This is a genomic window from Bradyrhizobium sp. LTSP885 (assembly GCF_000938305.1).
In the GTDB taxonomy this organism is placed as follows: domain Bacteria; phylum Pseudomonadota; class Alphaproteobacteria; order Rhizobiales; family Xanthobacteraceae; genus Bradyrhizobium.
Genome location: NZ_JYMT01000003.1, coordinates 15226 through 40635 on the forward strand (window position 1 = coordinate 15226; position 25410 = coordinate 40635).

Genomic DNA, 25410 nt, shown 5'->3' on the forward strand with positions numbered 1-25410 from the left:
AGGTCTTAGTGCACACACTCAGCCGAAGAAGCCTGCTTGGCGGTCTTGCCTGCGTTGCAGCGTCGCGTCCGCTGGCGGCGGCGAAGGAAAAGCTCAGTGTCGAGGTTGGCGACGGCCGCGTCGCGCTGAGCCGGTATGCTTCGGCGCACGCCGGCAAGCGCCCTGCCGTGCTTCTCCTGCACGGCTCGCGCGGCTTCGATCTCAGGCTGCCGGCCTATGAGCGCTATGCCAACGCGCTGACCGCTGATGGCATCGACGCCTATCTGGTCCGCTACTACACCCCGGCCGACGAGCACGCCTTCGAGACGCTGCACACGCGCGAGAGCCGCGAGGCCTACGAGACCGGGCGCTTCGAGGCCTGGGCGGGGCGCGTCTCGTCCGTGCTGACCGCGGTGCTGGCAGGCGCGGACAGTTCGGGCCGGATCGGTCTGCTCGGCTTTTCGCTGGGCGGCTACGTTGCCGCGGCAGCGGCGGCGCGCGATGCGCGCGTATCTGCGCTGGCCGTGCTCTATGGCGGTATGCCCGAGAAGATCGCACCTGACGTGAAGCATCTGCCGCCGCTGATCGAGCTGCACGGCGAGGCCGACCGCAACGTGCCGCTCGCAAGCGGCGAAGCGCTCGTCAAGCTGGGCAAGGCGATCGGCGCGCCGGCGGAGCTCGTCAAATATCCGGGCAAGGGCCACGGCTTCGACTTCGCGGACAATGATCCGATGACGGCCGATGCGATCAGCCGCGTGAGCGGCTTCTTCCAGTCCCGCCTGACCGCGGCCTGAGCGCAACGGTCCGTCTTCGGTGCGCGAAGAAGGGCTGCGATCGAGTTCCGCTTTACCGCGATCTCGCGGGTGTTTTTCGTTTGGGCGGCGACGGCCGGTCCCGCTTCGCGGCAACCCGGTGCGCGGCTGCAAGCGCGGCCTGCGTCCATGCGACGAATTCGTCCGGCTCGTCGAACAGCCGGTCCGGCATGCGCCAGAATGCAAGATCGATGGTGTGGCCCCGTTTCGCGTAGTTGAGCGGCGGGCTGGACGCGGCCTCCTTGAACGTCTCGCGGTTCTGCTCGTCGACCCGCACATAGAACGTGTTGTCCGTCACCATCCCGAGCATCACGCCGTCGCAGAACACGCCGGACTTGCCGAACATGCGCCGCATCGTGACGTGGCCGAGCGGCGCGAGCTGCTCACGCAGGAATTCGGCAAAGGCGTCGCTGGCAACCATCCTCAATCCTCAGGACCGATTATGATCTGCCGAATGATGGCGGGGATCGGGATGTCCGACAAGGGTGGCGTGATTCCACCGCCCGTCCACGCGCGGACGTCATGCGGCAATCTTCTCCACGGGATCGGCCAGGGCCTCGGCGACCGTTGCAATACGGGCAAACCGTTCGGACAGCACGAGCTCGGTGCGGCCGCGAATCTCGGCCGCGCTCCACACCCGTCCACCCGCATCGGTCATCGGGAAGGTCAACGTTGCTTCACTGACGAAGCTCACCTTGTAGCCAAGATCGGACGCATGCCGCGTCGTCGTTTCGCAGCACTGCTCCGTGCGAATGCCCGACACGATCAGGTGACGGATACCGTTGCTCGTTAGCCAGACGTCGAGGCCAGTTCCGACGAGCGCACTATGACGGCGCTTCCGGAAGATGGCGTCCGGCTCGAACTGCAACGGCGCCAGCGTGGTAACGTGACCCGAAGCTTCGGAGAAGGCGCCGCTGTCGGCGACATGGAATATCTGTACGACGGGAACGCCCTTGGCCTTTGCGCCGTCAATCAGTGCCTGCTGGCGTTCGATGTAGGCCGCGAGGCCGTCGTCGCAAAAGAATGGCCGGTGACGAAAGGATTCCTGTGCGTCGATAACGATCAGGGCGGAACTGATGGCGGACATATCGGGCATTCCCATTGCGTTGGATGAATGGAATCCTACACCGGTTCTTTCGGATCAAAATGCTATCGCAAGACCAAGAGGAGACGATTCACGCAAATTGCCTGGGAACTCGGAGTGCGGTGAAATGCGTTGAAGGGGAGGGATATGCGAAGGGCACTCTCGCTTGCCGGGGTGGGAGGGCACCTGGATGCCCTCCCGACAATCCCGCTCAATTGCACCCGCAGCCATGCGAGTGGCCGCCGCCAAGGATACCAGAGAGGATGCTGGTATTCTTGAGGCTGATCGGCAGGATTGCCGACACGTTGGTCTTGTTGCCGTTCAGCACGTTCACGCCGCCGCCCAGCACGTTCACATTGTTCAGCGCGTTGACGTTCAGCACCGAAACGGCAGTGGTGATCGGAGCCAGCACGGAACCGATCAGTCCGCCGCCACCACCGCGGGGGCCACCCGCGAAAGCGGGCGATGCAGCGAGCGTGGCGAGAGCGGCGGCAACGATATATTTCTTCATGACTTCCTCCGTTGTTATCTGAACAAGCAATTCATTTGCTTGGTGCCGCCACTATCCTCATCTCGCGAACGCTTACAACTTGAAGTGGTTTTTTACTCTAATACTTAGCGTTAACCATGTTATCCAAATTCTTGATGCCCCTATTTCTACTGATGATGCCATCAAAACTGACGCCGGTGGACGATCTGCCCGCGACGTCGAAATCAACCAGAAATTGCTGATTTAAACCGCGGATTAACCATGATTCCCCACGCTGCGCGCGGAGGGTTGCGTGCATGATTCAGCGTGCGCTGTTGGCGGCAGTTGTTGTTTCGCAGCTTGGTGTCTCGGCCGGCCTGGCGCAGACCGCCCCGGCGCAGCCCGCTCCGGCCGGGGCCGCGACCCAGATCACCCCTGCGCAGACCGCCGCGGCGGAGACGGTGACGGTGAGCGCCGGCTCGATCGGCCTGCGAACCGGCTATGATTCCAATCCAACGGACATTCTCGGCGCGCACGGCAGCATGTTCGCTACCGAGACAATCAATTACGACTATCTGCGCGGCTCGCTCCAGGATGGCGTGATCGGACTCAATATCAAGGTTGCGGACACGCAATACGATCCCAACGTCGCGGCCCCGAGTACGAACGCAATCATCGCCGCCACCGGTGCGATCGAGCTGGCACCGAAGCTCACCTTGCGCACGACGTTGACGACGACGGTCGACGACAGCTGGGCGCGCCGTTCGCACGCCGTGCAACTGCGCAATCGTGTCGAATACGACACCACGGATTTCAGAATCTTCGCCAATGTCGACGCGGGTCTCAACGCGCTCAACGAGCGGAATATCTTCACGCTGGGCGGATTCCTGCCCCAGGATGAGAACTTCGCGACGACCACGTTCCTGCCCGGCTTTGCCTACAAGTTCGGGACCGGCGAAATCGGCACATCGGTCGCGTTGTCGCGCGTTGGCTATCTCGACACCGATATCTTTGGTCTCGACCGCAGCCACAACATCGTGCAGCCGAACGCCTTCTTCTCGGTGAAGACCAGCGGCGTTGAAGTGGAGGGATCGGTGTCGCCGTACTTTGCCAAATACGACACCACCGATTTCGACGATGTCAGGCTGTTGCTTTACACGGCCAAGGCCAAGTACCAAACCGGCGCCTGGACATTCGGCGTCGGATCATCGCGCACCGTCCAGGACACGACGTTGTCGTTCGCGTCGCTTGACACGGCGTTGGCACACGAGGCCGCGGTCAGCTACAAGATCGACGACAAGAACGCGGTCAGCCTGCTGGCGCGCTATCGCCGCGACGATTATCTCGGCACTGATCTGTGGAGCACGACGTTCCTCACCGGCATCGACTTCGCGCACGATTTCGGCGAGGGATTCATCGGCACTGCCGGAGCGTCGGTCCGGCAGGTCCGACGTCCGGACGAGGTGCAGCCATGGGCGCTGAACCTGCAGATTGGTCTGCAGAAGAGACTCGATTTCGGCGACGTGCCGAAGCCGGCCGCCGACAAGGTCGCCGACGCCAAGCCCAAAACCGTCCAGTAAGAGACAGTCCAACAAAGGACTGCCCAACACAGCGTTTGCGTGCGCCGCAGCATGGTGCCGAGTCTGCCGCGTGGATCTGCACCGATCGCCGAACTGAAACGATCCGAAATGTTCTGAAACCTGTCTCGCGCAATTGCGGCGGCTTTCAGCGCAAAAGCGTTGCGCGTCTGCAACGCAGCGCGCTGGCGGCGATCATGACCATCCTTTAATTTGCGTCGCGGCGACTTCTGGTCCCAGCTTGGCAGCTATTTCAAGTCATTCGTTTCGGGACTTGATCAGACCCGGGGGAATCGGTGATCAGCCGCAGGGCGCTTTCCGGATTGTTGATGACCCTCGTCGGGCCAGCCGCCGTTGGCGGCAACGACGCGCTGGGGCTCAGCCATTGCGATGGCGCGTGTGCGAATGTCGATCTGCCCCGCCTGGGCTATGATGCGTTCTGCCGCTCGTTCTTCGATATCGCAGTGGGCGGAAAGCTGCGGCCTGGCGCAACGGGATCGGAGATCCGCCCGGAGATGAGATCGCTGTTCCGGCAGCGCCGTCTTTATCGACCGGCTAGCGACGAGATTGAGGTCCTGTGGAAGCGGACGGAGGACGGATTTTCGGTCGCGAAGGTCGAGTTCAACCTTGAATGTGGAATTCCGGTGCGGGGATGTCTCGGCATTCCGGCTGGAGACATCAAGGGATTGATCCTGCTTGCCCACGGCATGGCCAGCACGCCGGAGCGTTGCTTCGACGATGCCGATTCCGACTACATGAACGCCATCGGCAAGAAGCTGTGCGAGGATGGTTATGTCGTCTGGTGCCCGTACATCGTCCAGATCGGAAATCAGGAGAGCCAGAACAATATCGCCGCGATGCTGGCTTCCCACGGCGTCTCTGCCCACAACGTATCCTGTTCGTCGATCGAGGCGGGCGAGTTCGTTTGCAGGAAAATAGTGGGCGCGTCCGGTCTGAACGTCGGCGTGTATGGCGTATCCTGGGGTGCGCTGCTGGTGGTTCACCTCGAGGCCGCAACCGGACGCATGAGGCCGACCGTTGCGTCCGGATACATGCGGGACGAGACGAAGTTTCTGATGTCGCCCATCATCAGCAAGAATTTGGGCATGGAGCTCGCGTCATACGTCCATTTCAGTAACAGCCGTAGCAAGTACATGGGCGGTCAGCTGGCTGATCTCGTCAGCCCATGCCCGCTTCTCTTCGAGCTTGGGAGCCACGACCTGGCAAACTCGATCGCGTATGGCAGGGACGAGAAGTTCGCGGAAATGCGATCCGTGTACGCGTCGTCCGGCCATGCGCATTTGATCGGCATGACGGTGTTCGAAGGCAAGCATGAGGTCAGCGGCAAGAGTGCACGGCCGTGGCTGCAAGCGCGATTGGCGTCGCCGACCTATCAAGTCACGTCTCGGCTGAAGAACGCGATTGCGTTGTGAGCGCCACGGTCGCCATCGCCGCGGCTTGCCTGGCGCGGTGATCTGCGCGTAGCAGGCGGACACCTCCGTCCTCCCGGTCAATTCGTGCCTGTCAATTCGAGCGAGTGGATGTTCGGGTGCCGGTTCCCGGCGCCGGACACGGGGGCGGCACCGTGACTGTCAAGCCCTGATCGGCCGTGTGTCGGGTCAAAAATGCGGCACAGCGGTTACAGGATTGTCGGAGGCAGATTGAGCGCGTTATGATCCTCGGCAACGCCACTTGCTCATCCTTGCCTTTTTTCACGCTTGAAGGAAACTCGACGTCACAACCGCCATGTAGAGATTTCCGGTAGCCGAAGGGCAGGACATATGAATGGCACGACAAGAACGTTCGGTCGAACGGCAGGTCTCCTCGTAACCGCGGGACTTGTGTTTGGGGGGATTTCGGCGGCCGATGCCCAGACGGCTGCCCCGGCGCCTCCGGCGGTCGGCGTGATCGAGGCGGTCAAGCGGCCGATCACCGAGTCCAACGAGTTTCTCGGACGAATCGAGGCCACCAATCGCGTCAACGTGGTCGCGCGCGTCACCGCCTTCCTGGAGAAGCGGAACTTCGTCGATGGCGCGGAAGTCAAGACCGGCGATCTGCTCTATCAGCTCGAGCGCGGTCCGTTCGAAGCCGACCTTGCATCGAAGAAGGCGCAGGTCGCCCAGTTGCAGGCGACGCTGGTCAACGCCAAGCTGACAGCGGATCGCGCCAAGGCTCTGCTCAGCGGGCCGGCCGGCCAGCAATCGAGCGTCGACGCCGCGGTCGCCAGCCAGCAGAGCCTTGAGGCGCAGGTGCAGGCCGCGCAGGCGCAGGTCGATTTGTCCAAGATCAATCTGGATTACACCGAGATTCATTCGCCGATCGACGGCAAGATCGGGCGCACCGCGGTTACCGAGGGCAACGTCGTCACGCCGAGCTCGGGTACGTTGACGACCATCGTCAGCCAGGACCCGATGTATGTCACCTTCCCGGTTTCGGTGCGCGAATCGCTGACGCTGCGCGAGCGCTACGTGACGCGCGGCGGCTTCAAGGCGGTCGTCATCCGTATCAGGCTGACGGACGGCCGGCTCTATGACAAGGTCGGCGAACTGAATTTCGTCAACAACACCATCGCGCAGAATACCGACACGATTACGCTGCGCGGCACCATTCCCAACCCGGCCTTGTATAATGCCCCCGAGGCCGGCGGCGCGGTCCGCGAGCTCACCGACAACGAGTTCGTGACGGTCCTGCTGGAGGGCGTGGAGCCGGTCGAGGTGCTGGCGATCCCGCGCTCGGCAGTGCTGTCGGACCAGCAGGGCGAATATGTCTACGTCGTCGGCGCCGACAACAAGGCCGAGCAGCGGCGGATCAAGCTCGGGCAATCGACGTCGACGATCGCGGCGGTGACTGAAGGCATCTCGCTCGGCGACAAGGTGATCGTCGAGGGACTGCAGAAAGTGCGGGTCGGACAACCGGTCGCGCCGGGGCCGGCCAGCGCGCTGATCCAGTCGAGCATGAAGACCTCGGCCGAGAGCGGCGGCAGCACGAAACCGGCGGGCGCAACGCCATGATTTCCGCAGTCTTCGTCGATCGTCCGCGGCTTGCGATCGTCATCGCGTTCGTGATCACGATCGCTGGCGCGCTGGCGCTGTTGCAGATCCCGGTGGCCCAGTTCCCCGACATCGTGCCGCCGCAGGTCACGGTGACAGCGGTATTTCCCGGCGCCTCCGCCGACGTGGTGGAATCGAGCGTCGCCCAGCCGCTCGAAGCCCAGGTCGTGGGCGTCGACAAGATGCTCTACATGAAGTCGACCAGCGGCAATGACGGCAGCTATACGCTGACGGTCTCGTTCGCGCTCGGCAGCAATCCCGACATCAACACCGTCAACGTCAACAACCGCGTGCAGAGCGCGCTGGCGCAATTGCCGACCGAGGTGCAGGCGCAGGGCCTGGTCGTGCAGAAGAAGTCCTCGGCCGTGCTGCAGTTCATCGTGCTGTACAGCAAGAGTGGCGAGCAGGACCCGCTGTTCATCACCAACTACGCCATCATCAACGTGCTGGACGCGATTTCCCGCACGCCCGGCGTCGGACAGGCGTCGCTGTTCGCCAAGCTGAACTATTCGATGCGGATCTGGTTCGACACCCAGCGTCTCACCAGCCTCAATCTCGCGCCGTCGGACGTGATCGCGGCGATCCGCGCCCAAAGCGTGCAGGCGCCGGTCGGCCGGATCGGCGCGCGCCCGATCAGCAACGATCAGCAGTTCCAGTTCAACGTGCAGACCCAGGGCCGCCTGACGACGTCGGCGCAGTTCGGCGAGATCGTGCTGCGGGCCAATCCGGACGGATCGGTGCTGCGGATCAGGGATGTCGCCCGCGTCGAGATCGGTGCGCAGAACATGGACTCCGAGTCGCGCATCGACGGCAATCCCGGCGTGCCGATGGGCATCTATCTCGCCCCCGGCGCCAATGCGGTGACGACGGCCAAGGCCGTCCAGGCCACGCTGGCAACGCTGTCGGAGCGGTTTCCGCCGGGCCTGACCTATCTCGTACAGTATGATTCCACGACCTTCGTCTCCGATACGATCACGGAAGTGATGAAGACCCTCGGCGAGGCCTTCGTGCTCGTCGTCATCGTGGTGTTCCTGTTCCTCGGCAATCTGCGCGCCACGATCATTCCAGCGGTTGCGGTTCCGGTCAGCCTGATCGGCGCCTTCGCGGTGCTGCTGGCGCTCGGCTACTCCGCCAACACGGTCTCGTTGCTGGCGATGGTGCTGGCCATCGGCATCGTGGTCGACGACGCCATCGTGGTGGTCGAAAACGTCGAGCGCGTCATGGAGGAGGAGCCGGAGCTGTCGCCGGCCGACGCCACCAAGAAGGCGATGACGCAGATCACGGCGCCGATCATCGCGATCTCGCTGGTGCTGCTGTCGGTGTTCGTACCGATTGCTTTCATCCCCGGAATTTCCGGAACGCTGTTCCGTCAGTTCGCGGTGACGATCAGCGCGGCGATGGTGATCTCGGCGTTGAACGCGCTGACGCTGTCGCCGGCGCTTTGCGCCGTCTTCCTGCGCCACACCGGGCCGCGCCACGGCATCATGGGACGGGTGCTGGGCGGCATCGACTGGGTGCGCGACCGCTATGCCGGAGGGGTGAAGCGGCTGTTGCGCGTCGCGGTGCTCTCGCTGGTCGGCGTTCTGGTGTTCTCCGGCGCTATCTTCGGCGTGTCGCTGATAACCCCGACCGGCTTCCTGCCCGAGGAGGATCAGGGCGCGTTCTTCATCGCCGTCCAATTGCCCGACGGCGCCTCGGTGGCGCGCACCAGCGAGGCGACCAAACAGGTCGAGGCGCTCTTGAAGAAGAACCCGGCGGTCGACCACGTGCTGTCGATCATCGGCTTCTCGCTGCTCGATGGCGCCAGCGAACCCAATTCGGCGTTCATGGTGGCGCGCATGAAGCCGTTCGCCGACCGCAAGGCGGTCACCGATTCGGTGCAGGCCGCGATCCGGCAGACCTTCATCGGGGGATCGCAGATCCGTCAGGCCTCGGTCCTGCCGTTCAACCTGCCGCCGATCATCGGGCTCTCGACCTCCGGCGGCTTCGAATATCAGCTCGACGCGCTGGAAGGGCAGGATCCGGCCTCCCTCGGCAGCGTGATGGGCGGGTTGATTGCCGCGGCCAACCGCGACCCGCGGCTGACCCGCGTGTTCTCGACCTTCACCGCGACCAATCCGTCGGTTTATCTCGACATCGATCGGGCCAAGGCGCAGGCGCTCGGTCTCAACATGAGCGATGTCTTCACCGCGCTGCAGGCCACGCTCGGCGGCATCTATGTCAACAACTTCAACCTGTATGGCCGCACCTGGCAGGTCAATGTGCAGGGCGAGGCCGCCGACCGCGGCGACATCCCCGACATCTGGCAGATCTATGTGCGCAATGCGACCGGCGAGATGGTGCCGATCCGGTCGATCGCGTCCTTGCGGATCGTCACCGGTCCGCAAGTGATCACCCGCTACAACAATTTCCGCTCGGTCACCGTGAACGGCGGCCCGGCGGCGGGCGTGTCGTCGGGCACGGCGATCGCGGCCATGGCCGAGATCTCCAAGGCGACGCTGCCGGCCGGCTATTCCTACGAATGGACCGGCACCGCCTATCAGGAGCAGGCGGCCGCCGGCCAGACCGGCATCATTCTCGCGCTGGCGGTGCTGTTCGCCTATCTGTTCCTGGTGGCGCTGTACGAGAGCTGGACGATCCCGATTCCCGTGCTGCTGGCGATCACGGTCGGCGTGTTCGGCTCCTATCTCGCCATCAAGCTCGCGGGGCTGAATCTCGATCTCTACGGCCAGATCGGCCTCGTCGTGCTGATCGCGCTCGCCGCCAAGAACGGCATCCTGATCGTCGAGTTCGCCAAGGAGCAACGTGAGGCCGGCATGCCGATCGTGGACGCCGCGCTGTTGGGATCGCAGATGCGCTTCCGCGCCGTCATGATGACCTCGATCGCCTTTATCCTCGGCCTGCTGCCGCTGGTGGTCGCAACCGGCGCCGCCGAAATCAGCCGCCGCGCCGTCGGCACGGCGGTGTTCGGCGGCATGCTCGCCGCAAGCTCGATCGGCATCTTCCTGGTGCCGATGCTCTACGTCACCTTCCAGCGCATGCGCGAGGGCGTGAAGAGCAGGTTCGGCGGCAAGGGCAAGGTGCCGGAGGCTCCGGCGCATTAGCGCAGCGAGCGAAGTGCAGCTATACTGCCTCGTCTTCGATGGAGCTCCAGATTGAGTGTTGCCTTCACCAAGGAAGAGAGCGCCGAAACCGCGTCCGAGACGCTGTTGCCCGACCGTCCAATTTCACCGCATCCCAATCTGGTGACCGAGGCGGGGTTGAAAGCGTTGGAGGCTCAGTTCCGCCAGGCGCGTGAGGCGCACGAGGCCGCGCAGCAGCTCGAGGACGTCAATGAACGGCGACGGCAGTCGGCAGCTCCCTTGCGCGACGCACGATACTTCGCGGAAAGGCTGCGCACAGCCCAGGTCGTCCCCGATCCTGCTTCAACCGAAACAGTTGCCTTTGGAAGCACGGTGACTTTCAGCCGCGCTGACGGGCGCGTGCAGACCTATCGCATTGTGGGAGAGGACGAGGCCGATCCCAAGGCCGGCTCGATTTCCTTTGCGTCTCCGGTCGCGAAGTCGCTGATGGGCAAGAGCGTGGGAGACGTGGTGGGGTCGGGCAGTCAGGAACTCGAAATTGTTGCGATCGCTTGAGCGGTCGATCTCCTGCCTGAACCCTTCACGCATAGGACCGCATGATGCCTTCGGTCGCCAGCTGTCGAAACATCGCGTCTATCCGCTGGGGCAGCAGCTTTGCGCCACCGTCCAGCCACCAGGTCATCACCGCCATGAAGGCACCAACGACATACTGGACCACGACGTCGTGCGGGATAGTTTCCGCCGATGTCTTGTCAACGGTTGCCGCCAGTTCATTGCGCACCAGATCCGACAGGATCTGGCGAATGGTTCCGAGCGCGACGGCACCGCCGCGGCCGCCCACCAGCGCTTTGTAGAGATCGATATGACCATGGGCATGTTCGAACATGGCAAGGCTGAAGCCCAAACTTCGGTCTTTGCGGTCTCCTGATTTCGCCAGAGCCTCCTTCTGGCGATCGACAAGCTGCTTGCGCAAATGGTCGAGGCCGCTCCGTCTCAGATCATCCTTGCTCGTATAGTGGGCATAGAACGTCGATCGAGCGACGTTGGCCGCGGCGCAGATATCGTCGACGGTGATCGCCTCATAGTCCTTATCCAGGATCAAGGCGAGATGGGCCTGTTGCAGCATCGCCCTGGTACGGGCGACGCGACGGTCGATCGGTTGCTTTGTCATCGCCGCATCATTTCCGGTCAAATCGAGCAGTTCGTCCGGTAACGGACATCCGCGTGAGACTGTTCGTTGACAACATTCCGGACGTTCCGTCTCGTATCGCACGCTGCGTTCAGGTTCACAATTGCGCGCGACACGAGGAGACGCCGATGACTGATCCGGACCGCTATCCAGGCGTCCCACGCTGGGTGAAGGGATTTGGAATCGCGGTCGGTGCCGCGGTTGTCTTGCTTGTCGTCGCACTGCATGTGGGGGGCGGGCTTCGCCACGACATGCCGTCCATCGGTGCCCGAACTGACCCTGCAACGCCGGAGAATGGGCGCTGATGGCGACAATGGCACCCCGTGTGCGCAAGTTCGCGCTCACGGCGCATGTTACCGGCTCGGTCGGCCTGCTCGGTGCGATCGCAGCTTTCCTGGTTCTCGCGATCGCCGGCCTGATCGGCCATGATGCATCGACAGTGCGCGCGGCCTACCCTTCGATGCAGTTGATCAACCAGTTCGCGATCGTCCCATTGGCATCCGTTTCGTTGCTGACCGGGCTTATCCAGTCGCTGGGCACGCCCTGGGGTTTGTTCCGGCACTATTGGGTCCTGATCAAACTCTTGCTGACGGTGTTTGCCATTGCGGTCTTGCTGTCCAAGATGAAGCTGATTGGTTACGCCGCCGGCCTGGCCGCGGAGACCACATTGCCGCGTGCCGAGCTTCGCGCGGTGGGGACTCAACTCGTGCTTCATGCCGCCGGTGGTCTGCTGGTGCTGGTCGTGCCGGCAGTCCTCTCAGTGTACAAGCCGCCGGGCAGGACCCGCTACGGATGGCGAAGACGGTTTGAGCAGTGCTCGCCACCGTAAGCGATCGCAGGCACGCGGCGTTCGGCCCGTGAGTTCCTTTATCTTTCGGTAAGCACGTTGACGCTAGAGTCGGTCGATGAGTTGCGTCGGAGTGGCCAGGTGATCGATTTTGATGAACTGCGGGATCTCGCAGCGGACGTTCGTATCTTCATCGAGGCCTCTGACGACAAGGCAAGCGCGCTGCGGGCGGTCATTACGGCCTACGATGTCGTCGTAGGCATTTACCCCTCCGAGAGCGGAACCGACCTTCACGTCATCAAGGGCCGCGAGGTTCTCGATCACATCGCCCGTTCGCAGACCGCAGACGATTACACCCACACCGCGATCGCGTTCCAGAATCGCGACCAGGCGATCGCGCTTCAGCAGGCAATTGCGGCCTAGTTACCGGTTCATCTGATCGCGGCGGCGTCGCGCGCGTGTTCGCGGGTTATCTAAGCCGTCGGTCTGCGCCAGCAAAGGGCAAGCACAACAGCACCGCTGGCGCAACCATCAGAGCGGTCCTCCATCGGCTTCAAGGTCAAGCAACTGCTCGATCGACTGACGCCTGCGGATCACCGAGAGCGCTCCCGCATCGAGCATGACCTCAGGCGCAAGCGGTCGCGTGTTGTAGTTTGAAGACATGGTCGCGCCATAGGCCCCCGCGTCGCGCAGGATCGCGACATCGCCAACCTCCGGCAGCGGGAGTTCGCGGAACTCGACGAAGCCGCCATCATGTTGGGTGAAGACGTCGCCCGCTTCGCAGAGCGGCCCGGCAACCGCGATGGGACGGATCGGACCGGCAACCGGCGCACCGGCTCGCGTGACAAAGCAGATGTCGTGGTGACTGCCGTAAAGGATGGGGCGCGCCAGTTCGTTGAAGCCCGCATCCAGCAGCACGAAATGGTTGCCGGCCACATTCTTCACCGCGCGAACCTCGGCGACGAGAAGCCCGGCATTGGCCACGAGGTATCGGCCTGGCTCCAATTCGAGGCGTATCCGGCCACCCGTGATTCGCTCCGCCTCGAGCCTCGTCTTGTTCCATGCTGCATAATATTCGGCGATATCGATCTCCGGTTCGCCCGGCCGATAAGGCACAGAGAGCCCGCCGCCCGCCGAGATCGCCAACAGCGGCCGATTGGCGCGCCGCACGGCATCCAGCATGCTGTCGCAGACACGATGCAGGTGCGCATAGTCGACGCCCGAGCCGATATGCATGTGAAGTCCGATCAGGGATAGTCCGTATTCGTCGACGAGACGCAGGCTGTCCTCGAACTCCTCATGCCAGATTCCATGCTTGCTCGAAGGACCACCCGTGTTGGTCTTGCGGTTGTGACCATGTCCGAAGCCTGGATTGATCCTGAGCCAAACCGGATGGCCTCGCCCCACGCGGCCGAGTTGCCTCAGCATGTCGGGCGATCCGCAATTGACGGGAATTCCCAGTGCGAGGACGCGCGCCAGCGTCGCCTCGTCGATAATGTCGGCGGTAAACACGATGTCATGCGCGGTCGTGCCGGGCACGTAGCCTGCCCGCAGCGCTCGTTCGATCTCGCCGAGGGAGACGGCGTCGACCGCGACCCCCATGGACCGGAGCAGGCGCAGGATATGCGTGTTGCTGTTGGCCTTCTGGGCGAAGCGGACGCAATCGAATCCTGACAATTGCCTGACTCGTTCACGTATCGGCTCGGCTTCGTAGAGCCAAAGCGGCGTGCCCACGCGTTGAGCGGATGTGAGCGCGGCGTCGATCAGGTCGGGCCGCAGGGATTGTGGTCTCGTCACGAACAGGTCTTCCGTCTGGGGGTAATGGCCGAAAGTGGTTAGGCCATGGATGACTCGAGGGAAAGCGCGGGCGATCTCGCCCGCAGCATTTCGGCCTGTTCGGGTGCATTAATCAAGACTTGTGCAAGCGCGCAAGCGAAGCGGACGCCAAACTGATGGGGTCGAAAAGCGTCCTGCTGCGTACTCGTGCCGTTGCCTCAAGTGCAAAATGGCGGGTTTTGGCGTGCCCAGTTTTGTACCGAACTGGCGCACCCGACACGATTCGAACGTGTGACCTTTGCCTTCGGAGGGCAACGCTCTATCCAGCTGAGCTACGGGTGCGTACAGGGGTTCATTTAGCTGATTGGCCTCGCGTCGGCAACGGCCTTGGCGGGCCGCCCGCAGGCTTTAAACTGGTCCTCCAAACATGACCGCGCGCGCGAAAACGGCTGTGTTTCGAGGGAGATCGTCATGTGTCCGCTGGAATTGGGCGGGTATCCGCCCGATCCTCGCGGCGAACAACCGCGGGCGGCTGGCGGCCTGAGAATCGGTGAAGCGCCTTTCCAAAAGTTCACGGGTGAACGAGCGCCCGATGCGCCATGATCAAGCCCGATCCCATCTTTCCCGCGGGCACAGCATTGACGGAGCACCCATCATGCATCACCGAGTCTGGCTTGTGGCATTGACGCTGCTTGTCGCGATGGCGGCTCGCGCCCCTGCGGCGCCGCTGACGGAAGACGTCGAGCGTCACGATAAGCCGGTCAAGGAGGTCGCCAGCGCGCGCATTGCGGTCGGCACCGCGACGTTCCCGCTCTATCTGTCGGCCGACTGGTCCAAGCCGCGCCCGGACATCACGCGCGCTGTCCTTGTCCTGCATGGCGCGCTGCGCAATGCCGACGATTACTTCCGTTCCGCGCTGGAGGCACAGGCCGCCGCCGGCGATGCCGGCAAGAGCACGCTGATGATCGCGCCGCAATTCCTTGTCGAATCCGACGTGAATGCCTTCAAGCTGCCCGCCGACACGCTGCGCTGGAGTCTCTATGGCTGGGAGGGCGGCGATCCCGCGCTCGGACCGGGCCCGGCGAGTTCGTTCGACGCGCTCGACGCCATCCTGGCGAAGCTCGGCGACCGCACGCTGTTTCCGAACCTGAAGCAGGTCGTGGTGTTCGGCCATTCCGGTGGCGGGCAGGTGGTGCAGCGCTACGCGATCGCAACGAAGGGCGATCAGCCGCTTCTGCATGAAGGCATCGGCGTGCGCTTTGTGGTCGCCAACCCCTCCTCATATGCCTATTTCAGCAAGGACCGGCCGGATGCCGCGATCGCGGCGAGCTGCCACGGCTACAACGACTGGAAGTTCGGCATGGACGAGCGTCCGCCCTATCTCGCCGAGCCGTCGCCAGCTGCACTGGAGCAGGCCTATGTCGCGCGGCGCGTCATCTATCTCTTGGGAACGCTCGACACCAATCCGAATCATCCCGCGCTCGATAAAACCTGCATGGCCGAAGCCGAAGGACCGTATCGTTACGCGCGCGGCCACGCCTATGTCGCGGTCATGCAGGCCCGCGACAACGGCACGCCGAACCACAGCGAATGGGATGTGCCGGGCGTAGGCCATGAGGGCGGCAAGATGCTGACCTCGCCCTGCGGCCTGACCGCGGTGTTCGACATTCCCGGCTGCGAGGCCGCGCGGTAGAGCGTTTTCGAGCGAAGTGGATACCGGTTCGCGTGAAGAACACGCGTCAAAACAAGAATCTGGAGCTCCGTTCCGATTCCATCGGAACGGGAAACGCTCTAGAGCACGCCGCCGCTTATCACGCTGCCCTGATCGAGCTCAGGAAGCTGCCGACGCCGCGTTTGAGCCGGGCGCTCTCGTTGGCGAGCGATTGCGCGGCCGCCTGTACCTGAGCAGAGGCGCCGCCGGTTTCCGCCGCGCCGCGCTGAACGTCCACGATGCTGGCTTCGACCTGCGAGGTGCCTGCGGCGGCGCGTTGCACGTTGCGGGAAATCTCCTGGGTGGCCGAGCCCTGCTGCTCGACCGACGACGAGATCGACGCTGAAATCTCCGAGATGCGCCCGATCGTCGTGCCGATTTCCTTGATGGCCGCGACAGAATCCTGGGTTGCCGACTGAATGTCCGAGATCTGCTGGCTGATCTCGTCGGTCGCCTTTGCGGTCTGCTCGGCAAGCGACTTCACTTCCGAGGCCACCACCGCAAAGCCTCGACCGGCGTCGCCGGCGCGGGCGGCCTCGATGGTGGCGTTCAGCGCCAGCAGATTGGTCTGTCCGGCGATCGTCTGGATCAGGTCGACCACGTCGCCGATGCGGCTTGCCGCTTTCGACAACTCGCCGATGCGGATATCGGTCTTCTGCGCCTGGGCCACCGCCTCGCCGGCGATGCGTGCGGACGCGCCGACCTGGCGGCTGATCTCGCCGATCGAGGCTGCAAGTTCTTCGCTCGCGGCCGCCACCGAATGCACGTTCGAGGAGGCCTCGCCGGATGCATTGGAGGCGCGGCTGCTGACTTGCTCGACCGTGTCGGCGGTTTTCGACAGCGTCGTCGAGGATTGCTCGAGCTGACCGGCGGCGACCGACACCATCTCGATGATCTCGCCGACCTCGCTTTCGAACTGATCGGCAAGACGGTTCATGTCGATCTTTCGTGTCGCGGCCTGGTTGTGCTCTGCGGCCGCCTGTTGCTCGCGCAGGCGGTTGGTTTCGATCATCGCGTCCCGGAACACCTGCACCGTGCGCGCCATCTCGCCGATCTCGTCGCGGCGGTCCGCATGCGACACCGGAGCGTCAAGCTGGCCGGCGCTGAGCGACGCCATCCGCTCCTTCAGGCTCGACAGCGGCTTCACCACGCTGCGCCCGACCGCCCAGGCGATCACAATCGAGATCAGCATGAGCACGGCGATGACGCCGGAGGCCATCTGCACCATCGACCAGAACGAGGTATCGACCTCCGACATGTACTCGGCCGACCCGATCATCAGATTCCACGGTGCGAAGCCGCGCGTGAAGGCGACCTTGTCGAGCGGGGTGGCATCGCTGCCGCTGCGGCGGAACGCGTAGCGCAGGGTGCCCTGGCCCTTCTTCGCCAGATCCATCAGCATGACCGCGAACGGCAGGCCATTGGCGTCCTTGTTGGGGCGCATGTCCTTGCCGACGAACTGCGGAATGCCGGGATTGGAGACGCAAAGCCCGGTCTCGTAGTCGTAGATGAAGACGTAGTTGGTGTGGTCTTCGTACCAGACCGAATTGTTGGCCTCCAGGAAGCGCTTCCTGGCTTCCTCCTCCGTCATCTGGCCGGCCTTGTAGGCCTTGTAATAGCCGTCCGCGAGATTCCACACCACGTCGACGATGGCATGCGCCTTCTCGGTGCGCTCCGTGACGAGCTGGCCCCGGGCAATCCAGAGAACGGTCGACGCCACCAGCGCCATGCAGATCGCGCCGACCACGGTCATGATCGCAAGCTTTGTCCCGATCGAGCGGAACGAAAACGGGGTCTTGAGGACCGGCATTCTGCCTCTTCGATGTGCTGAGAACGCCGCCCAGGAACCGGGCGGCAGACTGTCCATGAGGTAGGATGCGGCAAAATAGAACGAATTCGTTAAGAACTGAGTTAACAAAGTGACCGTCGTGCCACGGCGGGGGCTCAATCAGGCGCGGCCAGGCAGCGACGTGAGCCGCCAGCCCGGCGGTTCATCGTCAAGAGGCCTCTCGCTACCGATCATCACGCCGGCACGATGACCTTGCCGATCGGCCACAGCGCGATTCCGGCGAGCTTGAGATGGGCCCAAGCGAAGGGGATGCCGATGATGGTGACCGCGAGCAGGATCGCGGTGATCAGGTGCCCGATCGCAAGCCACCAGCCGGCCAGGATGAACCAGATGAGATTGCCGATCAGGCCGAGCGGCCCGGTTCCGAGGTCGCCCTGGCCGGTCAGTTCATTGCGGCGCACCGCGCGCGAACCGAACGGCAGCAGCGTGTAGACCGCGATGTTGAAGGCGGCGCGGGCCCAGGGCAGGCCGATGATGGTGATGGCCATGATCACGGCGGCCACCAGCCAGCCGACCGCCATCCAGGCACCACCGAGTAGAATCCAGAAGATGTTCAGAAGGATAGAGACCGGCTGCATCGAAGAGACCTTCGCGTCGGGTGGGACCGGGATCAATATAGGCCTGCGGCGATCGATGCGGTAGGGATGAGGTTAGGTCGAATAGCAACGGCGAAGGAGCTGTGCTTCCTCTCCCGCTTGCGGCAGAAGTCCACAAACGCCATACGCAATAGCCTGGGGCGAGGGGCGCCTGCGCGATTTCGGAATAATGGAATAATATCGCTGAGTTGCCCGACATGTCAAGTCGTCATGTCGAGCGCCGGGGGCCGCCGGCTACTTTGCATGGGGTTGTTTTCGATATTTTGGCAGTGCGCCCCTGCCCGCAAGCGGGGAGAGGTGCAGCGAGCCTGCCGACGGATCGTTCAACCCGACTCCAGTATGTTCTACGCGATCGCGCGCGCCTTTTCGCCGTGGGCTGATAGCAACGACCTGAGTTCGGCGGCGGGTTTCGGAGCGCTGAACAGATAGCCCTGCATCTCGGTGCAGCCGAGCTGGCGCAGCAGGTCGCGCTGCTGTTCGGTCTCCACACCTTCCGCTGTCGTGGTCATGTTGCGCGAGGCGGCGATGTTGACCACTGACTGCACGATCGTCGCCGAGCCGTCGACCGCGATGTCGCTGATGAAAGAGCGGTCGATCTTGATCTTGTCGAACGGGAAGCGCTTCAGATAGCTCAGCGACGAATAGCCGGTGCCGAAATCGTCGAGTGCGATCCGCACCCCGATGTCGCGGAGCTGGTGCAGGATCGCCAGCGCCACGTCGTCGTCGCCGATCAGCACCGCCTCGGTGATCTCGAGCTCGAGCCTGTTCGGGTTCAGGCCAGAGGCGGCGAGCGCGCTGGCGACCTTCAGCGCCAGCGTGGCATTCTTCAACTGGATGGGGGAGACGTTGACGGCAAGGCGGATGTTGTCCGGCCAGGTCGCAGCCTCCATGCACGCGGTCCGCAGCACCCACTCGCCGAGCTCGACGATCAGGCCGGTGTCCTCCGCGACGGGGATGAATTCAGCCGGCGAGACCATGCCGCGCTCGGCATGCCGCCAGCGCAGCAGCGCCTCGCAGCCGGTCACCTCGTCGCTGTCGAGGCCGAGCAGCGGCTGGTAATAAATCTCGAAGGCGCCGTCGATCATCGCCTGCCGCAGGTCCTGCTCCATCCTCAGCCGTGCCCTTGCGTTGGCGCCCATCTCCGGCTCGAAGAAGCGGTGGGTGCGGCGGCCTTCCGCCTTGGCACCGTACATGGCGATGTCGGCGTTGCGGATCAGCTGATCGAGGTCGGTGCCATCCCGCGGCGCCAGCGCGACGCCGATGCTGGCGTCGGTCGACAAATGATGGCCGAGACAGTCGCAGGGCTGCCGGATCGCGTGGTGGACGCGAGCGACGAAACCCTCAACGTCCTCGGTGCCGCCGATCGCGGTCTGGATCACCGCGAACTCGTCGCCGCCGAGCCGCGCGATCAGGTCGCCATGCTTCAGGCAGGCCTTGATGCGGCCGGCAATGGTCTTGAGCAGGTCGTCGCCGACGTGATGGCCGAGCGAGTCGTTGATGCCCTTGAATTCGTCGATATCGATGTAGAGCAGGGCGAATTGCCCGCCGCGCTTCGCCTTCTCCAGCTCACGCTCGATCCGCTCGCGGAACAGGACGCGGTTCGGCAGGTCGGTCAGTGCGTCGTAATGGGCGAGGTGCGCGATCTTCTCGTTGGCGCGCCGCCGCTCGGTGACGTCTTCCACCACGTTGACGATGTAGCGCGGCATGCTGGCCTTGTCGCGGATGCCGATCCGCCGCGCGGTGATGTAGTGCTCGCCGGTGACAGGGCTGTGCCAGTAATGCTCGTCCTTGAAGAAGCCCTCGCCCGATCGCAGCACCATGTCGTCGTCGTCGGTGACGCTCTGGGCGTTTTCCGCCGGAAACATGTCGAACGCGGTCTTGCCGATGATGTTGTCGCGCGGCATGCCGAACTGGGTCTCGGCGACGCGATTGACCAGCAGATAACGGCGGGTATGCGCGTCCTTGACCGTGATCTGCGAGGGGATGTGGTCGACGATTTCGCGCAGGAAGGCGTTGTTGCGATCGCGCTCCTGCTCCAGATTGCGCCGCTCCGTGATGTCGTCGATGGTGGCGACCCAGCCACCATGCGCCAGCGGCCGGTTGATGGTCGAGAAGCAGCGTCCGTCGACGGACGAGGTGATGATCTCGCTCACTTCAGTTTTGGCGACATTGCTGCGGACCGTCGCGCAGAACGCGTCGACATCGCCATCGAACGATCCGTTCGCCTTGCGCTGCCGTATGATGTCCTCGAATCTGCGGCCCGGCTTGGCGAAGTCGGCCGAAAGTCCGCTCATATCGAGATAGCGCTGATTGCAGACGACCATGTGCGCGGCCGCGTCGAACAGCACGAGGCCCTGGATCATGTTGTTGAGCGCGGTGTCGAGCTGCTGCCGCTCCGACTCCAGCCGCTGCTGCGCCTCGCGGTTCTGCCGCATGATCTGCCTGACAAGGACGAACAGCACCAGGGCTACGATAATTGCGGCGAGTGTGGCGACAGAGACCAGGAAGCGGGTTTGCGCCCGCCAGTCGCCGAGCGCCGCCTCCACCGTGTTGGTGGCGACCACGACTGCCGGAAAATGCGTGAGCCTGACGGCCGAGCCGAGCCGGTCAATGCCGTCGATCGGGCTGGCCAGACGCCGCGTGTGCTGGCCGCCCTGCCGCGCAACGAGATCGACCAGTGGGGCATTGTCGAGCTTCCTGCCGATCATCGCCTCGACATGCGGATAGCGCGCGAGCATGGTGCCGTCGGTTTGGAACATCGTGATCGCGGCACTCGCGCCCGGCGCCACCGAGGCAAAGAACTTCTCGTAGTTCAGGGGATCGATGCGCCGGGTCATGACGCCGAGGAATGTGCCGTCCGGTCCGCTCAGGCGATGGGCGATTACGGTGCTGAGGCCGCCGATGATCAGGCTGCGCAGGGTTTCGGTGCGCACCGGCTCCGGATGCGCATCGAACTTGAAGCTCTTGAAGTAGTCGCGTTCGGCGATGTTCAGCTTGGCCGGCGGCGGCAGATCGCCCGACCAGGTGATGGCCTTTCCGTCGGCATCGAACAGCACGAGGTGGCCGAGGAACGAGACCGCCTTGGTCTTCAGCATCTGATGGGTTTCCGGCGTCGACATCTTCGCGCGGAACGCCTCCGGCGAGGTGATCTCGGAAATCCTCAACTTCTCGATCATGTTCGAGGCGATGATGTCGGAATCCTCGAACTGCTGATCGAAATGGCGGGCGAGCAGCAGAACGGTGTTCTCCAGCTCGCGCTCGCTGTTGGCGAGGGCGCGCTCGCGGTATTCACCGACCATCATGATGGTGCCGGCGAAGATCGCTGAGACCAGCAGGGCGCCGCAGACGGTCAGCCACAGCACCGGCCCGCGAATGGTCGCAGCGATCCGCCAGTTCACACTCTGTCCCGATGGGACGCCCGCCTGCCCCTGCATCGATCCACGCATTTCTCATCCCCTGGATGCCATGCATACGCTGCGGAGTTCGCACAAGCGGTTAGGAAAACCGGTTACTCGTCGCTTAATTGGCGGGGCGGGATTCTGAACGTGATGGTTGCAGGGGTTGCTGCCGCCATCGGCGGTATTCCGTTGCATCCGGGTCGACCGCGATTAAGCTCGCCCGACAAGGGCGGCGAGACGTCCGCCTCGAAAAAGGGAGAGCGATAATGCGACGATTGCTGAAGGCAGGGATTCTGGCGGCTTCGGTGCTTGCCGCGCATGCCGGCCGGGCCGAGGACATCACCCGCTTCGCGCCGCTGAAGGCCGAGGAGTTGTCGCCGGCGCAGAAGGCCTGGGCTGACCTGATCACAGCGCCGCCGCGCAACGCCAAGTTCACCGCACCGCCCTATCGCGCCCATATCCGCAATCCCGATCTGGCGCCAAAACTGTCCAACCTGTCGGAGTATTTGCGCTGGAACACGTCGCTACCGCCGCGCTTGAGCGAAATGGCGATCCTGATCACGGCGCGGCACTGGACCGCGCAGTATGAATGGTTCGCGTACTACCCACTTGCGCTGAAGGGCGGCCTCGATCCGAAAGTCCTGGACGCGATCGCCAAGGGCACGCGGCCTGACGGGATGAAGGACGATGAGGCGGCGCTGTACGATCTCGGCATCGCGCTCTATCGCGACAGGAAGGTCAGCGATGCCGTCTACAAGGCCGCACAGGACAAGTTCGGCGAGCGCGGCATCATGGATATCATCGCCATCATGGGCTATTACGATCTGGTCTCGATGACGCTGATCACGATGCAGGCCGGCGCGCCGAACGACAGCGTGCCGCAACTTCCGGTGCTGGAGAAGTAGCGCGGGCGGCTTTGAAGTCCTGAATCACAGAGCTAACCGCGTCATTGCGAGGAGCAAAGCGACGAAGCAATCCATGGCTCCGCAAGTGGAGGTATGGATTGCTTCGCGGAGCCTGTCATCGGGCGCGCGTTCGCGCGACCCGTTGGCTCGCAATGACGATGAGGCGCAGCAAAATTATCCCGCCCTATCTTCGATAGCTGCTGGCGCGGGAATAGGTCGCGCGGCTTTCCTGGGCCGGGCGCGCCGCCAGGCTGCCGCGCGTCTCGCTGGCGTGCGGCGTCGCGGGCCTGAGGTCCTCGAGGAAGATCGGCCTGGCGAAGTAGTATCCCTGCGCATAGCGGATCTTGGTCGCGGCCTGCAGATAGGCGAGCTCCTCATAGGACTCGATCCCCTCGGCGATCACGGTCATGCCGAGCACCTCGCTCAAGGATTCGATCGCGCGCAGGATGCCCTGGCTGCGCGGCCGCTTGTGGATGTCCGTGATGAAGGAGCGGTCGATCTTGATCTCGTCGGCGGTGATGTCGGCGAGCGCCGACAGCGACGAATAACCGATGCCGAAATCGTCGATCGAGATGCCGACGCCGATTCCGCGCAGCATCGGCAGGATCTGGTCCTGGAATTGCGATTTGGTGATGAAGGCGTCCTCGGTCACCTCGATCATGAAGCGCCTGGCAAAGCCGGTGTCCTCGATCGCGCGGGCGAACGAGCGCATGAAGTCGGGGTTGGCGGCCTGCTTGGCGGCGACGTTCATGCTGATCGTCGTGGTCGGGCCGAAGGTGTCGTTGATCAGGTCGATCGACTTGACGATTTCCGCCAGCACCAGATGCGTCAGCTCGTCGATCAGCCCGAGCTCGACGGCAAGGTTGATGAAGGTGCCGGGCGCCTGGATCACGCCCTCGTCGTCGCGCAGCCGCACCAGCGCCTCGATGCCCTTGACCTCCTGGGTGCGGATATCGACCTTGGGCTGAAACGCGCAGCAGAAGCGCTTCTCCAGGATCGCGAGCCGCAGCGACTGCTCGATCTTCATCCGCGCCAGCGCCTCGCGCTCCATGCTGTCGTCGAAGAACGCGGTCGCGCCCTTGCCGTTGTTCTTGACCCGATACATCGCGATGTCGGCGTTCTGTCGCAGCGCCTCGTAGTCCCGGCCGTGCTCGGGATGCAGGCTGACGCCGATCGAGGTCGAGGCGAAGATTTCAGACTGATCGATGAAGAACGGCGCCTTCAGCCGCTCCTGGATCATCTGGATGAACTCGGCGACCTCGTGATCGCCGCTGATCGGGTTCAGCAGCAGCAGGAACTCGTCACCCGAGATGCGCGACAGGATGTCGGTGTCGCGCAAGGCGTGCCCGAGCCGCTTCGACAGCTCGATCAGCAGCGCATCGCCGATCGCGTGGCCATAATAGTCGTTGATGTGCTTGAAATTGTCGACGTCGAGGAAGGCGAGGGCGAAATGCGCTTGCGGCCCGTCGCGGCGGATCAGGCCGTTGACCCGATGCTCGATCACCCGGCGCGTCGGCAGATCGGTCAGCTCGTCGTAATAGGCGGAGCGGAACAGCTGGTCCTCGAACGCCTTCTGGTCGGTGATGTCGGCAGAGGCCGAGATCAGGAAGTTGCGCCCGGCGATCTGCACCGGCCGGTGCGAGGTGAGGAACACATGCTTGGACGCGCCGCAGGTCAGGGCCTCTTCGAGCACGACCGGGCTGCCGCTGCGCAGCAGTTCGAGGCAGGTCTCGTGGCGGTCGTCGATCTGTGTCGGCTGGCTGGCATTGGCCGCGAGCTGCAATTGTGCCGCGGCCGCTTCGTTAACAAGGATGAATTCGCCGCGCTCGTCCTGAACAGTCACGCCCGAGGGCAGCAGGCGGAGAAGATCCCGCAAAATTTGCAATTCATTGCTGGAATTGCCTTCATTTCCGGCCGCTAACGCACCGGACTGAAAATCGTGTTTGGTGAGACTATGCATGCGCGAAGCTTGGCAAAGTCCGTTGTAGTTTTGGTTAAGCGGAACTGAGAAAAGCCGTGACAGCATGAGAGAGCTGTGGGCTTCGCAAGCCGTCGGCAATCGTCATTAACAGACTATCAACGCGCGGCGTTGCCGCCTGCGCGAGCGATTTCGGTTCCCGCGGTTTCCGTGCGCACTTGAAACAGCGTGTCGTGCCGGGATCGGTTTCTCAACCGGCGGGAAGCTGACACTGCATGGTGCAGTGAATGCCGGTCTTCAGGTAGCTGATCTCGGTCTTGCCGTCGAACGGCCGCAGCGCCGAATTCAACAGCTTGGTGCCGAAGCCGGCTTCGCCGATCGCTTCGACCGCCGGCCCCTCGGTTTCGTCCCAGGTCACATTGAGGCGGCCGTCGCCCGCCGTCCACGACACCTGGAGGAACCCGCGTGGCGAGGAGAAGGCGCCGTATTTGCCGGCGTTGGTGGCGAGTTCATGGAAGATCAGCGCCAGCGAGACCGCGAGCTTGGCGGGCAGAAACAATTGCTCGCCATTGAGGTTGAACCGCACATGACCGTAAGGCCCGAGCTCCGAGCGAAGCAAATCCTTGATATCGCAGCCATAGCCGTCGACCCGCGTGATCAGATCGTCGGTTGCCGACAGCGCGCGGATGCGGTGATCGATGCGGTCCCAGACGTCAGGTCGGTCCTGCAGCGCCTGGTGCAGCACGGCATGAATGGTCGAGGACTTGTTCTTCAGCCGGTGCTGCAACTCGTCGACCACCATCTTGCGGTATTGCTCCTCCTCGATCAGCCGTTGGGCGATCTCGCGTTGCTGCGCGACCATCGAGCGGTAGTGCTCGACGCCCCAGATCGCGATGCCGCACACCGCCCAGAAGATCATCAACAGCGCAAAGCGGGCGGGATCGACGGCTGTACCGCTGAAATTGACGGCGACGCCAAGCGCGCCGCTGGCAAGCGCGGTGGCGATCCCGACCCGGAAGCCGCCGAAGGCGGTGGCGAAGAACACGGCCGGAAAATACGGCGTAAAAAACACATCCGGCCTGATCTGGGCGAGCCCAAAGCGCGCGGCCGTGGCCCAAACGAGACAGAACAGGGCGAAACTGCCCGCAAAAAGCGTCGAGGGCTGGGAAATGCCCTGCCAACCCGTCCTGAATTCATCGATCAGCTTCGTCATCCGCTGTTACTTCA

At 63.4% G+C, this 25410-nt stretch carries 20 protein-coding genes and 1 tRNA gene; 10 read left to right on the forward strand and 11 right to left on the reverse strand.

Annotated features, from left to right (window positions below; translation table 11 throughout):
- The first annotated feature begins 8 nt into the window (after positions 1–8).
- Complete coding sequence (locus UP09_RS01400; protein WP_082069924.1) at positions 9–773, forward strand: dienelactone hydrolase family protein; 765 nt, start codon at positions 9–11, stop codon at positions 771–773.
- A gap of 52 nt (positions 774–825) precedes the next feature.
- On the opposite strand, the gene UP09_RS01405 is transcribed toward UP09_RS01400, so the two are convergent.
- From UP09_RS01405 to UP09_RS01415, 3 genes are all read right to left on the reverse strand, one after another.
- On the reverse strand, positions 826–1212 hold the full coding sequence (locus tag UP09_RS01405; protein WP_044536232.1) for a TfoX/Sxy family protein: 387 nt from the start codon (positions 1210–1212) through the stop codon (positions 826–828).
- A gap of 99 nt (positions 1213–1311) precedes the next feature.
- Complete coding sequence (locus UP09_RS01410; protein WP_044536389.1) at positions 1312–1878, reverse strand: cysteine hydrolase family protein; 567 nt, start codon at positions 1876–1878, stop codon at positions 1312–1314.
- A 208-nt stretch (positions 1879–2086) separates the two neighbouring features.
- Positions 2087–2386: a hypothetical protein gene (locus UP09_RS01415; protein WP_044536233.1), complete on the reverse strand. Its 300-nt coding sequence runs from the start codon at positions 2384–2386 to the stop codon at positions 2087–2089.
- Between the two features lie 275 nt (positions 2387–2661).
- Here UP09_RS01415 and UP09_RS01425 point away from each other — a divergent pair, with 275 nt between their 5' ends.
- The 5 genes from UP09_RS01425 to greA all read left to right on the forward strand — a co-directional run bounded on the left by UP09_RS01425 (position 2662) and on the right by greA (position 10609).
- Positions 2662–3924, forward strand: coding sequence for a hypothetical protein (locus UP09_RS01425; RefSeq protein WP_044536235.1), 1263 nt, complete (start codon positions 2662–2664; stop codon positions 3922–3924).
- A 326-nt stretch (positions 3925–4250) separates the two neighbouring features.
- Positions 4251–5354, forward strand: a complete 1104-nt coding sequence (locus tag UP09_RS01430; protein ID WP_156164389.1) for a hypothetical protein — start codon at positions 4251–4253, stop codon at positions 5352–5354.
- Positions 5355–5702: 348 nt separating this feature from the next.
- A complete protein-coding gene (locus UP09_RS01435) occupies positions 5703–6932 on the forward strand; it encodes an efflux RND transporter periplasmic adaptor subunit (protein ID WP_082069925.1) in 1230 nt (409 codons plus the stop codon).
- Positions 6929–10075, forward strand: a complete 3147-nt coding sequence (locus tag UP09_RS01440) for an efflux RND transporter permease subunit (protein ID WP_044536238.1) — start codon at positions 6929–6931, stop codon at positions 10073–10075. The genes UP09_RS01435 and UP09_RS01440 overlap by 4 nt, the downstream gene beginning before the upstream one ends.
- Positions 10076–10126: 51 nt before the next feature.
- Complete coding sequence (gene greA, locus UP09_RS01445) at positions 10127–10609, forward strand: transcription elongation factor GreA (RefSeq protein ID WP_044536239.1); 483 nt, start codon at positions 10127–10129, stop codon at positions 10607–10609.
- Positions 10610–10634: 25 nt separating this feature from the next.
- On the opposite strand, the gene UP09_RS36185 is transcribed toward greA, so the two are convergent.
- Entirely contained in the window at positions 10635–11327 is a 693-nt protein-coding gene (locus UP09_RS36185; protein ID WP_245301732.1) for a TetR/AcrR family transcriptional regulator, read from the reverse strand.
- A gap of 241 nt (positions 11328–11568) precedes the next feature.
- Between UP09_RS36185 and UP09_RS01455 the strand changes: the two genes are divergently transcribed.
- Entirely contained in the window at positions 11569–12072 is a 504-nt protein-coding gene (locus UP09_RS01455) for a hypothetical protein (protein WP_245301733.1), read from the forward strand.
- Positions 12073–12171: 99 nt separating this feature from the next.
- Positions 12172–12453 (forward strand): hypothetical protein, encoded by a 282-nt coding sequence (locus UP09_RS01460; RefSeq protein WP_044536241.1) that lies wholly within the window; start codon positions 12172–12174, stop codon positions 12451–12453.
- Between the two features lie 108 nt (positions 12454–12561).
- On the opposite strand, the gene lysA is transcribed toward UP09_RS01460, so the two are convergent.
- Positions 12562–13827 carry a diaminopimelate decarboxylase gene (gene lysA / locus UP09_RS01465; protein WP_044536242.1) on the reverse strand — a complete coding sequence of 422 codons (1266 nt, stop codon included), beginning with the start codon at positions 13825–13827 and terminating at the stop codon, positions 12562–12564.
- Positions 13828–14071: 244 nt separating this feature from the next.
- Positions 14072–14148, reverse strand: a tRNA-Arg gene (locus tag UP09_RS01470).
- Positions 14149–14461: 313 nt separating this feature from the next.
- Between UP09_RS01470 and UP09_RS01475 the strand changes: the two genes are divergently transcribed.
- Positions 14462–15499, forward strand: a complete 1038-nt coding sequence (locus UP09_RS01475; RefSeq protein ID WP_044536243.1) for an alpha/beta hydrolase family protein — start codon at positions 14462–14464, stop codon at positions 15497–15499.
- Positions 15500–15617: 118 nt separating this feature from the next.
- On the opposite strand, the gene UP09_RS01480 is transcribed toward UP09_RS01475, so the two are convergent.
- The 3 genes from UP09_RS01480 to UP09_RS01490 form a co-directional block, all read right to left on the reverse strand.
- The gene (locus UP09_RS01480; protein ID WP_044536244.1) at positions 15618–17327 is read right to left on the reverse strand and encodes a methyl-accepting chemotaxis protein; all 1710 of its coding nucleotides are present in this window, start codon (positions 17325–17327) and stop codon (positions 15618–15620) included.
- Positions 17328–17539: 212 nt separating this feature from the next.
- On the reverse strand, positions 17540–17944 hold the full coding sequence (locus UP09_RS01485; protein WP_044536245.1) for a YccF domain-containing protein: 405 nt from the start codon (positions 17942–17944) through the stop codon (positions 17540–17542).
- A 362-nt stretch (positions 17945–18306) separates the two neighbouring features.
- Complete coding sequence (locus UP09_RS01490) at positions 18307–21408, reverse strand: bifunctional diguanylate cyclase/phosphodiesterase (RefSeq protein WP_044536246.1); 3102 nt, start codon at positions 21406–21408, stop codon at positions 18307–18309.
- A 218-nt stretch (positions 21409–21626) separates the two neighbouring features.
- On the opposite strand from UP09_RS01490, the gene UP09_RS01495 reads away from it, so the two are divergent.
- Positions 21627–22265 (forward strand): carboxymuconolactone decarboxylase family protein, encoded by a 639-nt coding sequence (locus tag UP09_RS01495; RefSeq protein WP_044536247.1) that lies wholly within the window; start codon positions 21627–21629, stop codon positions 22263–22265.
- 184 nt (positions 22266–22449) lie between these two features.
- On the opposite strand, the gene UP09_RS01500 is transcribed toward UP09_RS01495, so the two are convergent.
- Together UP09_RS01500 and UP09_RS01505 are read right to left on the reverse strand one after the other, a co-directional pair.
- On the reverse strand, positions 22450–24225 hold the full coding sequence (locus tag UP09_RS01500; RefSeq protein ID WP_044536248.1) for a putative bifunctional diguanylate cyclase/phosphodiesterase: 1776 nt from the start codon (positions 24223–24225) through the stop codon (positions 22450–22452).
- 208 nt (positions 24226–24433) lie between these two features.
- The gene (locus UP09_RS01505) at positions 24434–25396 is read right to left on the reverse strand and encodes a sensor histidine kinase (protein WP_044536249.1); all 963 of its coding nucleotides are present in this window, start codon (positions 25394–25396) and stop codon (positions 24434–24436) included.
- Between the last annotated feature and the right edge of the window lie 14 nt (positions 25397–25410).

What these genes read in the sequence shown, in the direction of transcription:
- UP09_RS01430 (WP_156164389.1), top strand. Translation starts at nt 4,251, where the DNA reads ATGACCCTCGTCGGGCCAGCCGCCGTTGGCGGCAACGACGCGCTGGGG.
- UP09_RS01480 (WP_044536244.1), bottom strand. Translation starts at nt 17,327, where the DNA reads ATGCCGGTCCTCAAGACCCCGTTTTCGTTCCGCTCGATCGGGACAAAG.
- UP09_RS01410 (WP_044536389.1), bottom strand. Translation starts at nt 1,878, where the DNA reads ATGTCCGCCATCAGTTCCGCCCTGATCGTTATCGACGCACAGGAATCC.
- UP09_RS01405 (WP_044536232.1), bottom strand. Translation starts at nt 1,212, where the DNA reads ATGGTTGCCAGCGACGCCTTTGCCGAATTCCTGCGTGAGCAGCTCGCG.
- UP09_RS01435 (WP_082069925.1), top strand. Translation starts at nt 5,703, where the DNA reads ATGAATGGCACGACAAGAACGTTCGGTCGAACGGCAGGTCTCCTCGTA.
- UP09_RS01440 (WP_044536238.1), top strand. Translation starts at nt 6,929, where the DNA reads ATGATTTCCGCAGTCTTCGTCGATCGTCCGCGGCTTGCGATCGTCATC.
- UP09_RS01505 (WP_044536249.1), bottom strand. Translation starts at nt 25,396, where the DNA reads ATGACGAAGCTGATCGATGAATTCAGGACGGGTTGGCAGGGCATTTCC.
- UP09_RS01415 (WP_044536233.1), bottom strand. Translation starts at nt 2,386, where the DNA reads ATGAAGAAATATATCGTTGCCGCCGCTCTCGCCACGCTCGCTGCATCG.
- UP09_RS01485 (WP_044536245.1), bottom strand. Translation starts at nt 17,944, where the DNA reads ATGCAGCCGGTCTCTATCCTTCTGAACATCTTCTGGATTCTACTCGGT.
- UP09_RS01500 (WP_044536248.1), bottom strand. Translation starts at nt 24,225, where the DNA reads ATGCATAGTCTCACCAAACACGATTTTCAGTCCGGTGCGTTAGCGGCC.
- UP09_RS01495 (WP_044536247.1), top strand. Translation starts at nt 21,627, where the DNA reads ATGCGACGATTGCTGAAGGCAGGGATTCTGGCGGCTTCGGTGCTTGCC.
- UP09_RS01490 (WP_044536246.1), bottom strand. Translation starts at nt 21,408, where the DNA reads ATGCGTGGATCGATGCAGGGGCAGGCGGGCGTCCCATCGGGACAGAGT.
- UP09_RS01475 (WP_044536243.1), top strand. Translation starts at nt 14,462, where the DNA reads ATGCATCACCGAGTCTGGCTTGTGGCATTGACGCTGCTTGTCGCGATG.
- UP09_RS01425 (WP_044536235.1), top strand. Translation starts at nt 2,662, where the DNA reads ATGATTCAGCGTGCGCTGTTGGCGGCAGTTGTTGTTTCGCAGCTTGGT.